11 protein-coding genes are annotated in these 11,813 nt (G+C 37.0%); 6 read left to right on the forward strand and 5 right to left on the reverse strand.

Features of this window, described 5'->3' with window-relative positions; translation table 11 throughout:
- Window positions 1-46 precede the first annotated feature (46 nt).
- Both C4H12_RS07205 and rpmF read left to right on the forward strand, forming a co-directional pair.
- Window positions 47-583: a DUF177 domain-containing protein gene (locus C4H12_RS07205; RefSeq protein WP_106098311.1), complete on the forward strand. Its 537-nt coding sequence runs from the start codon at window positions 47-49 to the stop codon at window positions 581-583.
- Between the two features lie 13 nt (window positions 584-596).
- Window positions 597-791: a 50S ribosomal protein L32 gene (gene rpmF / locus C4H12_RS07210; RefSeq protein ID WP_106098312.1), complete on the forward strand. Its 195-nt coding sequence runs from the start codon at window positions 597-599 to the stop codon at window positions 789-791.
- 57 nt (window positions 792-848) lie between these two features.
- Here rpmF and C4H12_RS07215 read toward each other — a convergent pair whose 3' ends face one another.
- Window positions 849-1,271: a DUF5606 domain-containing protein gene (locus C4H12_RS07215; protein WP_106098313.1), complete on the reverse strand. Its 423-nt coding sequence runs from the start codon at window positions 1,269-1,271 to the stop codon at window positions 849-851.
- A 16-nt stretch (window positions 1,272-1,287) separates the two neighbouring features.
- Window positions 1,288-1,866, reverse strand: coding sequence for a peptide deformylase (gene def / locus C4H12_RS07220; protein WP_106098314.1), 579 nt, complete (start codon window positions 1,864-1,866; stop codon window positions 1,288-1,290).
- Between the two features lie 769 nt (window positions 1,867-2,635).
- Here def and C4H12_RS07225 point away from each other — a divergent pair.
- The 4 genes from C4H12_RS07225 to C4H12_RS07245 all read left to right on the forward strand — a co-directional run bounded on the left by C4H12_RS07225 (window position 2,636) and on the right by C4H12_RS07245 (window position 10,491).
- Window positions 2,636-3,313, forward strand: a complete 678-nt coding sequence (locus C4H12_RS07225; RefSeq protein ID WP_106099447.1) for a succinate dehydrogenase cytochrome b subunit — start codon at window positions 2,636-2,638, stop codon at window positions 3,311-3,313.
- A gap of 4 nt (window positions 3,314-3,317) precedes the next feature.
- Window positions 3,318-5,348: a fumarate reductase/succinate dehydrogenase flavoprotein subunit gene (locus C4H12_RS07230; RefSeq protein WP_106098315.1), complete on the forward strand. Its 2,031-nt coding sequence runs from the start codon at window positions 3,318-3,320 to the stop codon at window positions 5,346-5,348.
- Between the two features lie 6 nt (window positions 5,349-5,354).
- On the forward strand, window positions 5,355-6,107 hold the full coding sequence (locus C4H12_RS07235; protein ID WP_009388732.1) for a succinate dehydrogenase/fumarate reductase iron-sulfur subunit: 753 nt from the start codon (window positions 5,355-5,357) through the stop codon (window positions 6,105-6,107).
- Window positions 6,108-6,618: 511 nt separating this feature from the next.
- Window positions 6,619-10,491, forward strand: a complete 3,873-nt coding sequence (locus C4H12_RS07245) for an ATP-binding protein (protein WP_129588215.1) — start codon at window positions 6,619-6,621, stop codon at window positions 10,489-10,491.
- A 181-nt stretch (window positions 10,492-10,672) separates the two neighbouring features.
- Here C4H12_RS07245 and C4H12_RS13635 read toward each other — a convergent pair whose 3' ends face one another.
- From C4H12_RS13635 to C4H12_RS07255, 3 genes are all read right to left on the reverse strand, one after another.
- Window positions 10,673-10,789 (reverse strand): hypothetical protein, encoded by a 117-nt coding sequence (locus tag C4H12_RS13635; RefSeq protein ID WP_129588216.1) that lies wholly within the window; start codon window positions 10,787-10,789, stop codon window positions 10,673-10,675.
- On the reverse strand, window positions 10,786-10,977 hold the full coding sequence (locus tag C4H12_RS07250; RefSeq protein WP_106098318.1) for a hypothetical protein: 192 nt from the start codon (window positions 10,975-10,977) through the stop codon (window positions 10,786-10,788). Before C4H12_RS07250 ends, C4H12_RS13635 begins: the two co-directional genes overlap by 4 nt.
- Before the next feature lie 148 nt (window positions 10,978-11,125).
- A complete protein-coding gene (locus C4H12_RS07255; protein ID WP_106098319.1) occupies window positions 11,126-11,728 on the reverse strand; it encodes a DUF4254 domain-containing protein in 603 nt (200 codons plus the stop codon).
- Window positions 11,729-11,813 lie beyond the last annotated feature (85 nt).

An 11,813-nucleotide genomic window follows, 5' to 3' on the forward strand; every position in this document is an offset into this window, starting at 1 on the left:
ACTTTTGCGCCCTGAAACTGAAAGTTAGGTAACGAACCTTACTAAAATGAGAAAATTAAAGGACTACGAGATTTCGTTTGCAGGATTAAAACAAGGGACACATCAATTTGATTATCAAATTGATAAGCATTTTTTAGAGCTGTTCAGTTTTGATGAAGTAAATGATATACATCAAACAGTTACAGTAGAACTTAACAAAAAGAGCACCCTTATGGAGTTGCACTTTCGTAATAAGGGTACGGTAAATGTAATTTGTGATGTTTCAGCTGAGCCTTTTGACTTGGAAGTAACTGGAGAGCTTTTTTTGGTAGTGAATTTTGGCGAAGAATATAATGATGACGAAGATGAACTGCTAATATTGCCTCATGGGGAACACCAGATGAATGTGGCTCAGTACATATATGAACTAATAGTACTAAGTATTCCTGCTAAGCGAGTACATCCTGATGTATTAAATGGTACTATGCACTCTGAAGTATTGGACAGATTAGAGGCTCTTACACCTAAAGAAACAGTGTATAGTCCTGCTGAAACTATAGACCCACGATGGGATAATTTAAAGAATTTAATAACTGATAAATAAAAAGAATTGAGTAATGGCACATCCTAAACGAAGACAATCAAAAACAAGAAGAGATAAGAGAAGAACTCACGACGTAGCAGTAGTTCCTCAAATTGCTAAAGACCCTGTAACAGGTGAGAATCACTTATATCATCGTGCTCACTGGCATGAAGGTAAATTATACTACCGCGGTCAAGTTCTTATTGATAATACTGAAAAAAGTGAATAATAAAAGCTGCCTAATTAAGGCAGCTTTTATTTTTTTTAACTTCTACAAAAACTGATTTTATACTTCAGCAGGAGTTGTTTCTGTTGTTGTTGTTTCTTCTTCTAAAAAACCTTTTTTAAGCAGAAGGTTATACCATTGTATTACTTTTTTAATATCACTTGCGTAAACGCGATCACGGTCATAAGCGGGGAGTACTTGTGCAAAATATTCTTCAAGAGTAGCTCCGTCGGATTTGGGTGATATGCGTGCTTCCTTACCTTCTTCTAATTTCTTCATATTTTCAAATACTACTGATAAAGGTATTTCTTCGGTATCGGTGTAGATAGCGATTTCGGATAATAGGCTTACGTTATTGCGTATGCCTACTGATATGCGTTTGTCATCGGCTAAAGATGTAGCTAAGAATCCTGAACGTGTTTGAGTTTCGAGATGGTATAAACCTGGCTTGCCTGATATGGCTAGTATTTTCGTTAAATTCATTTTATTTTTAATTAAGTTATTTTTGATAGAATTTCATTCGGTAATCTACTTTTACTTTTCCTTTGCTGATACTGATAAGCTTGTTTTTGATGATTTGCTTTTTGAATGTGGATAGCTTATCGGTAAATAGGATTCCTTCGATATGGTCATACTCGTGTTGTACTACGCGGGCTGCCAATCCGTTGAGGGTAAGGGTTTGTGGATTGAAATCTTCATCGAGAAAGGTGATGGTGATTTGTTCTGGGCGGCTTACATCTTCGCGTATTCCTGGTATGCTGAGGCATCCTTCATTAAAGTTCCAGTTTTTGCCTGTTTCTTCGGTTATTTTGGCGTTGATGAAAGTTTTCTTGAAGTTTTTCAAGAAGTTACGCTCGTCTTCGGTAAGGTCATCATCATCGGCAAAGGGTGCGGTATCGACTACGAAGAGGCGTATAGGCAACCCTATTTGTGGGGCTGCTAGCCCTACGCCGTTGGCGTAGTTCATAGTGTCGTACATATTGGCTATCAGTGCTTTGAGTTGTGGATAATCTGGAGTGATATCCTTTGCTACTTCTCTGAGTACTGGGTTGCCATAGGCTATTATTGGTAAGACCATTGTGTTTTATATTTTTTTGAGGGGGCAAAGGTACGAAACAATTAACAATTAACAAATAATAATTTGAAAAATTGTAATTGGGGGATGTGTGGGTGGTAGGATTGGGGGTGGCTGTTTGGTGGTTAAAATAGGATGAAAAGTGGTGATAGAAGGAAGATGCTTTTTCTGTTTTTCGGGCGAAAAATAGAAAAAAGTACTATTTTTTTATATTTTTTGGTAGAAATTTGGGATTTGGTGATTGTATACTTATTATCCGATATTGATCGGACTTAGAAGCGAGATGGCTTCAGCAGAAAATTTTTCTTTTTTGCCGAAACTAAAAAACAAGAGATTAGTCTGCCAAAAATAAGGTTAATTATTGTTGGGGTGGGTGCTATCCTTCGTTTATAGTTCGTTTATCCTTCGTTATTCGTTCGTTCATTATAGGGAATAGTTGGAAGGTGGTTGGGCTGGTATTTGGGGTGTGTTTGGTTGTGAGGAGTGGTTGTACTTTGTTTGGTTGGCACATTGGATGGCTTTTATATTGGTATTTTTTGAATAATGGATAGGTGGAAGTTTATTAATTATTTGGACATAGATAAGAGTTTTTGGGATGTGGATAAGGGGTGTGGGGGGAATGTACTGACTGTTAAGTATCTGAGTTTTTTCTTCTTTAAATCAAATATAAATTAAGAAGTTTTTATGATATTTTATTGCACAGTTTTGAAAAACTATGTACTTTTGTACCGAAAATTTTAACGTATTACATTATATAAAAACTATAAAACGAATGGCAGGATTATTTAAAACATCTGTTGCACGGAAAGTGATGATGGCACTCTCAGCACTTTTCCTCGTTCTCTTCTTAATTATTCACTTTGCGGTGAATATTACCTCGGTGATTAGTGAGAACATCTTTAATGAGTTGTCCCATTTTATGGGGACTAACCCTTTGATTCAGTTTGCTTTGCAACCTGTATTGCTTATTGGGGTTTTGTTCCACTTTATTATGGGATTTGTTTTGGAGCTTCAAAATAGGAAGGCTCGTGGAGGTGAGGCGTATTACAGATACAATGGTGGGGCAAACTCTACTTGGATGTCGCGTAATATGATCATTTCGGGGGTGATGATTCTTTTGTTTTTGGGTCTTCACCTTTATGATTTTTGGGTAGGAGAGATGAATTACAAGTACATTGAGCAATTGGCTCCGAACCCTGATCGTTATTATCACGAATTGGTTGAGAAGTTTCATGACCCTATCCATGTTGGATTTTATGTATTGTGCTTTGTGTTTTTAGCATTGCACTTGTTACATGGTTTCCAATCGGCTTTTCAATCGATGGGGTGGAAAGATGATGCGAGGAAGAAAGTTATTAGCCAAATAGGTAATTGGTATACCTTTATTATTTGTGGGGGCTTTATTTTCATTGCTCTTTTCCATTATTTTAATCACTTATTAACAGCTTAATTTTATGAGTACATTAGATTCTAAAATTCCTGAAGGTCCTATAGCGGACAAATGGACAAAATATAAAGACCATATTAACCTTGTAAACCCTGCTAACAAACGTAATATTGATGTGATTGTGGTGGGTACTGGTTTGGCTGGTGGCTCGGCAGCTGCTACTTTGGCAGAATTGGGTTATAATGTAAAGGCTTTTGCTTACCAAGATTCGCCACGCCGTGCGCACTCAATTGCTGCGCAGGGAGGTATTAATGCTGCTAAGAACTATATGGGTGATGGTGACTCAAACTATCGCTTATTTTACGATACTGTAAAGGGTGGTGACTATCGCGCTCGTGAGGCTAACGTATATCGTCTTGCTGAAGTGTCAGGCAACATCATTGACCAGTGTGTGGCTCAAGGGGTACCTTTTGCTCGTGACTACGGCGGGCTACTTGATAACCGTTCTTTTGGTGGGGTGTTGGTATCGCGTACTTTTTATGCTAAAGGACAAACAGGGCAACAGCTTTTACTTGGTTGTTACTCGGCTATGAACCGCCAAATTGCTCGTGGTAAGATTGATATGTACAACCGCCACGAAATGCTTGATGTGGTAATAGTAGACGGCAAAGCGCGTGGTATCATTGCTCGTAACTTGGTAACAGGAGAGATTGAGCGTCACTCGGCTCACGCGGTGGTTATCGCTTCGGGTGGTTATGGTAACGTATACTTCCTTTCAACCAATGCAATGGGCTCTAACGCTACTGCTGCATGGAAGATACATAAAAAAGGTGCTTACTTTGCTAACCCTTGCTTCACTCAAATCCACCCTACTTGTATTCCTCGTTCAGGTGACTATCAGTCTAAATTGACCTTGATGTCGGAATCATTACGTAATGATGGACGTATTTGGGTACCTAAGCATATGGAGGATGCAGTGGCTATTCGTGAAAAACGCAAGAAACCTACTGATATACCTGAAGAAGACCGCGATTACTACTTAGAGCGTCGTTATCCTGCGTTTGGTAACCTTGTGCCTCGTGACGTGGCTTCGCGTGCCGCTAAAGAGCGTTGCGATGCAGGTTATGGAGTAAACGAGACTGGTGAGGCAGTATACCTTGACTTTGCTTCAGCTATTGAGCGTTATGGTAAAGAACAATGTAAGATACACGGTGTTGAAAATCCTACTAAAGAGGAAATTATCAAACGCGGTGAGAAGATAGTAGAAGCTAAGTATGGTAACCTTTTCCAAATGTACGAAAAAATCGTAGCTGAAAACCCATATAAAACGCCAATGATGATTTATCCTGCAACCCACTATACTATGGGGGGTATTTGGGTAGATTACAACTTGATGACTACTATCCCTGGTTGTTATGCTATCGGTGAGGCTAACTTCTCAGACCACGGCGCTAACCGTTTAGGGGCTTCTGCTTTGATGCAAGGTTTGGCTGATGGTTACTTTGTATTGCCTTATACTATTGGTGACTACTTGGCTGCTGATATTCGTACTGGTAAAATACCTACTGATACTCCTGAGTTTGACGAAGCTGAGCGCATAGTAAAAGAGCGTTTGGCTTACTTCATCAACAATAAAGGTACGCACTCTGTAGATTACTTCCACAAAAAACTCGGTAAAGTGATGTGGGATAAAGTAGGTATGGCGCGTAATGCTGAGGGCTTGAAAGAGGCTATCAAGGAAATACGTGAAATACGTGAAGACTTCTGGAAGAACGTAAAAGTACCAGGAGAGCTAACCGGAATGAACGTAGAGCTTGAAAAAGCAGGACGTGTGGCTGACTTCCTTGAACTTGGTGAGCTATTTGCTAAAGACGCTTTAGAGCGTAACGAGTCTTGTGGAGGTCACTTCCGTGAAGAGTATCAAACGCCTGATGGGGAAGCTCTTCGTGATGACGTAAACTATGCTTATGTAGCCGCTTGGCAGTACACAGGTAACCCTAAAGAGGTGGTGAATACTTACAACCCAAGTGAGGAGATAATGCATAAGGAAGCGCTTGAATTTAAAGATATTGAACTAAAACAACGTAGTTATAAATAGAAAGATATGGCAACAATGAACCTAACACTAAAAGTGTGGCGACAAAAAAACTCGCAAGAGAAAGGTCGTATGGTAGATTATAAAGTAACCAACATTTCAGACCATATGTCTTTTTTGGAAATGTTGGATGTACTCAATGAGCAACTCATCGAACAAGGTGAAGAACCTGTGGCTTTTGACCACGATTGCCGCGAAGGTATTTGTGGTATGTGCTCTCTCTTCATCAACGGTGAAGCCCACGGACCTGACCGTGGGGTAACTACTTGTCAGTTGCATATGCGTATGTTTAAAGATGGTGATACTATCACTATCGAACCTTGGCGCGCTACTGCTTTCCCTGTTATTAAAGACTTGATGGTAGATAGAACTGCTTTTGAACGTATTCAACAAGCAGGAGGATATATCTCTGTAAATACTTCGGGTAATACACAAGATGCTAACGCTATTCCTATTCCTAAACGCGATGCTGACCGCTCTATGGATGCTGCAGCTTGTATAGGTTGTGGTGCTTGTGTGGCTACTTGTAAAAACTCTTCAGCTATGCTGTTTGTGGCTGCTAAAGTGTCGCAATTTGCTCTCCTTCCTCAAGGTCGTGTAGAGGCTACTGAACGCGTACTGAATATGGTAAACCAAATGGAACACGAAGGTTTTGGTAACTGTACCAATACAGGTGCCTGCGAAGTAGAATGCCCTAAAGGTATTTCGCTTGAAAATATCGCACGCCTCAACCGTGAGTACTTAAAAGCAAGCATTAGATAATTTGTCGATTTGCTGATTTGCTGATTTGGCAATGTAGTAATAAAAAAACTGCCCTAAAATAATTTGGGGTAGTTTTTTTGTTGTATATTTGTGCCTTAAACTTATAACACCAATGGAAACAACCGATAAAACTCTCTCGGATTTTAGAACGTAACAAGTCACAAAGATAACTGCTTTTATAAAGTTTAATTTTAAAAATAAAAAAATATCAGTAAGACTGACATAACCCATTTTTAAGACGTAATATTTAAAAATACTAAATCTATAAGCAACAAACATACTATCATAGAGTAAAGAATACTACTTTAAATACAAATAAAACAACAAAATGATAATCATACTTAATATATTTTTAGCTTTACTACTCTTACTACTCTTATGGAGTATCATACAAACAGCTTCGCTCATTCTTGTTATAAAAAAGGTGCGAAAAGCTAATTGGAAAGAATGGATTAATATAATTATAGCATTTCTAAAGACAAGAACTGAACGTAAAGTTTTTTATAGATTTATGGCAGCAGAACTTATTCTTGCAGGAGGAGTAATACCGGAAATACCTAAAATTGTACTTAAGTTTAGACATGCTGATACAGAAGTAAACTTATGGCTTGAATTATCTCAAAACTCTGAATGGTTGAGTTTTGGGGTAGCAGTGCTAATTGCTTTTGGTTATTTTATCTATCTTTGGCTGTCTAATAAAAAGAAACCTGAAGAGTGGCAAAGAATAGTTGAGGCATGTAGTTTGATAGATGAAGAATTTAACTTTATCCCTACACAGAAGTGGTTTGAGGATCAAAATGCCAAACAGATTAGAAATCTAGATAAGCGTTACTCAGAAGAAAGAAATTTTCCATTTGAGGATATGGATTTTGCGTTAGCTTCATTGCATATTGCTGATAGATTCAAGCCCTTGCTTAAAAAAGATATAAGCAAATTCAAAAATACACTTCGGACATTTATTGAAAGTATAGATAAAGAACCTTATTATTCTGACTTATCTACTCAGTGTAAATTCCTTGCTGAAAAGATAGATAGCTTAAGTGGAACAGCAACTTCTTATATTGAATTAAGAGAATCAGTAAATGGATTCCTCTCTATATTTAACAATTTCTACTACGATTCTCAAAATAACAATAGAAATGACATTCTAACAAAAGGGAATTTTATTCGTGAAGATGGATATATCTTACAGAAAGTGCTTTCCAATAGTTGGATTGGGTTCAGGAAGCATCATACAATTATAATTACAGGTGTTGCCGGTGCAGGAAAGTCTCATCTTATAGGTGACATGGTTACTCAACGTAAACGTGCTAATGAACCATCTATATTACTTTTAGGACAACATTTTACATCGTCATCTGATCCGCTCTCCCAAATTCGAGAGTTGTTGGATGTAAAATGTAGAAAGGAAAGGTTACTTGGACAGCTTGACAATTATGGTAAACGAATAGGGAAACCGGTAGTCATATTTATTGATGCTATTAACGAAGGAGCTGGTGATGACTTATGGAGCAAATTTCTGTTGAACCTTCTGCAAAGTATAGAGTCATATGAGTATCTGCGGCTCGTTATAAGTTTTCGTATATCTGATCGCAAAAATTGGTTTTATGATATTGCTCATAATTTTGAATACGCAGTATATCAACATCATGGATTTAAAGGACATGAGAGAGAAGCATGTGAGTACATGTTTTCGTCTTTTGGTATAGAGCAGCCAACTTGGCCTGTATATGGAGAAGAATTCTCAAATCCTCTTTTCTTAATCAAATATTGTCGCAATCATGAAAGAAGTCAACGCCCACTGGTGTTTACAAATTTCTGGACAACTATTCTAGAATATTGTGATGATACCAATCATGAAATAGCGATAAGTTTTAAGTATAACGAAGCTCAAAATCTTGTAACTAAAGCACTACGTTCGGTAGCAGAGTTAATGGTTACAGCTCGTAGTCGTTATAATATTGAATATCAAGTTATAATGAAACGGTTGGCTCAGGATGCTCAATACACTAAGGCTCCTAATGAATTCTTTGAATTGCTGATAGATGAGGGATTATTAAGAACGGATATCCATAATGGTGTCACATATGTAAATTTTGGTTTTGAAAGGATAGGCGATTATTTTATCGCAGAACATCTGATTTCAAATGCTCCAGCGAAGGAATGGTTCAAATATAATTTGGGAAATCTTTCTGAAGCTTTAGCAATTCTTGTTCCCTCAATTAAAGATAAAGAACTAATAGAACTAGTTGAGAAAAATGATAAGGAAAAAGCGCTTCAAGCATTTATTGATAGTGCAATGTGGAGAGATAGTTTCACTGTGAAAGGAGATGAATTGATATCTAAAATAATAGAGGTAAAAGAATATGGTTTGATGTTTGAAATTATATTATCTTGCCCTTACAGAACAGATGTAGCTTCAAACGGATTTGCTTTGTATGATATGTTATGGAATTTAAGTATGGTGCAACGAGACGCTATATGGACTATTTTAATTTCCTCTCCTTCTTCACATCAAAGTAGTCAACTTATGGATTTGGCACGATGGGGGTGCGAAGCTTCGGAAAATACTCTAAATTCGATAGATAATCAGATAGCTAAGGCATGTCTTGAGACTTTGGTATGGACACTATCCACTACTTGGCGAGAACTGAGAGATTGTGCTACACATGCCATTGTAAATATTTTAGTTCAGCATAAAAAACTTCTTCTACCATTACTAGAGAAATACTATTTTGTTAATGATCCTTACATTCAAGAACGTTTGTGGTGTGCTGTCTATGGAGCGTTACTCCTAATGCAAGATGATAAAAATAGCTGTACAGTTGCACAGTGGGTATATAGTAACGTCTTCGTCAAGAAACATGTACCTGAACACATTTTGGTGCGTGACTATGCTTGTAATATTGTAGAGTTTGGTATTAGTAGAGGTTTGGATATAAGGATAGAACAGGGACACATAAAAGTTCCCTTTACAGACGGGACCTTACCTCCCATTCCTTCAAACGATGAAATTACTGCAAAGTATGATAGAGATTGGAAAACAGTTCCAGAAAATGAACGAGATGTATATATGGTTCAGCACTCAATATTATCGTCTATGGCTCCAGAGTATGGAGTAAGAAGTTATGGAGATTTTGGAAGATATGTATTCCAATCTAATCTTGGTGGCTTTGGGGAGAATGTAGAGATGTTGTCGAATTGGGCCATACATATGATATTTGAAGAGTATGGATATGATCCTAATGTTTTTGTTCACTTCGATAAGAACAACGATAGCCATAATCGGTCTCATGGCAAAATTGAACGTATAGGAAAGAAATATCAGTGGATAGCCATGTATCGCATTATGGCTCGGATGTTAGACAAATACCCTGATAAAGATTGGAGTAATGAATGGTCTGATCCTGTACGAAGAGCCAGAACTATTGACCCTACAATATATCCTGGGCGTAAGTCATTACATCATCAGAGCAAATATAAACTTCCTGATTTTGATATATCGGTACCGAAAAATGATCTCAAATGGTTGAAGACGTGGAAAAATATGCCAAGAATTAGGGAGTATGTTCTTATTACTGATGAAGATGGAATTGAATGGGTAAATTTATTTTCATACAGCAAGTTTGTGCATGAACCAGATGACGATAAAGCTCTTATAAGAGATTTATGGACTTTCATACAGGCATATGTTGTCAATAAGGAGGCCTTGAGTACTGTGTGTGACAACTTATACCATATAGGAATTGAAGGACGTTTCTTTCATGAGAATAACGAGATTTACAATGTATTTACTCGTGAATTTTATTGGTCGACAGCTTATAAGAATGCTGTAAGTATTGAGAACCACAAAAGAATACCATTCTCTGTAGGACATAAGATTTTCGATGAAATTATCATGGAACCTGCTTATTTGCAGTACACCCTCTCATATGACGATGATGTGTCATCCGATGATTTTGTCAATCTGCTTCTGCCTAATGAGTGGTTATTCAATGGGCTCCAATTGAAATTTTCTAATGATGTTGGAGTATGGGTGAATGATAAAAATGAGATTGTTGTATTGGATAACTATATGTTCTCAAGTGGTCATAGTGCATTATTAGTTCGTAAGGACTATCTTCTCAATTATCTCAATGCTAATGGGAAGGTAATGTTTTGGCCTATATTAACAGAGAGAATGATTCGTTCAAAAAAGATGGGGTATGCTAATCGTACTCAGAATGGGGGATATGCTTATATGGATGAAAGAGGTATTATACATCAAAAAATTAGATGTTATGAGCCTTCAAATATAGAAAAGAAATATTTAAAGCTTAAAAGTCTTATTGACAAGAAAACTAATATTGTTCTATTTTGGCTGCACAAACACCATTTTATTTAGTCATCAAAAAAATAAGAAGGCGGAGTTATATTATAGCATAGGCTATATGCATTTAAGAAGTTCTAAAATATATGTCCTATCTATTATATGTCAAGACTTAGAATTGTCTATAAAGAGTTTAATTATTTGGGTCAAAAGAGTTTTTAGAAACTCTTTGAGTAAATTATTTATTGTTCTGAAATCAACGGTAGTATAACCCAAAAGTTACATAAAAACAGATGTTTTCATTTAAGACTTGGGCTATTTTAATGAAAGAATAAATATTAGAAAAATAGCCATAGAAGAGTATTTTTGTCATTGTACAAGGGTGGTAGGCAGAACAGCTCCTCCCTTATATTTTTTGAGAATATCAGTTATATCTAATTGATTAACAAGAACCATTTCTACTAATTTAGTAGAATGGTTATTATCTATCCTATCAAACATATTTTCGGAAGGGGTATTGAAAATTTTGCCTATTTCAGTTTTAAATGATACTTTTGTCATAGTGTTTTGGGAGCAACAGAAATACAAAAATTGTGATATAATGGATAAAAATGAGGCTATTCGAAAAAATAACCTCATTATTTTTTTAACTTAACCAAAACCGTTCTAAAACTTTTTAAGCAGGCTCTTTTTTTACTTCAAAAATTGGTTATTTTTTTCTTAAGATGGGGTTTAACTCCTCATCATTGTACATCTTCATTTGTTTATAGACTTTCATATACTTGCGACCTGCGGCGATATCGTCTAAAAGCTGGTTGAGAGCCGTTGAAAGGTCTTTTTTCTGTTCGAGGAGTACGTTGAGCTTTTCTTGGCATTTGGCGCGATGCTCGGGTGTGGCATCGGGGCGGTTTACTTCTTCCTGCATGTGGTATATTTTGAGGGCTAAGATAGAAAGCCTATCGACTGCCCACGCGGGACTCTCGGTATTGATGGTGGCTGTAGGAAGAGGCTTGACATCTTTATAGAAATCTAGAAAATAGCTATCGATGTATTCGACCATATCGGTGCGATCTTGGTTGGATGAATCGATTTTGCGTTTGAGGTCGAGAGCAGCGACAGGATCGATGTGAGGGTCGCGAATGATATCCTCATAATGCCACTGTACGGTATCAATCCAATTCTTTCGATAAAGCAAGTGATTGAGGAGATCGGTAGAGGGATAGGGGTTGGTGAAGGGTTGGTATACATCATCGGCAATGTGGTATTGTGCGATGCTTTCTTCAAATACTTTAAATGCTTTTTCGCTGAACATAAGTTGTAATTTTTTTGCAAATATATATCATTTTCTTTAATAAATCAATGTTTTTGTGTAACTTTGCCAAAAATTATTGTTATAG

Source organism: Capnocytophaga sp. oral taxon 878 (assembly GCF_002999135.1).
Classification (GTDB): Bacteria; Bacteroidota; Bacteroidia; order Flavobacteriales; family Flavobacteriaceae; genus Capnocytophaga.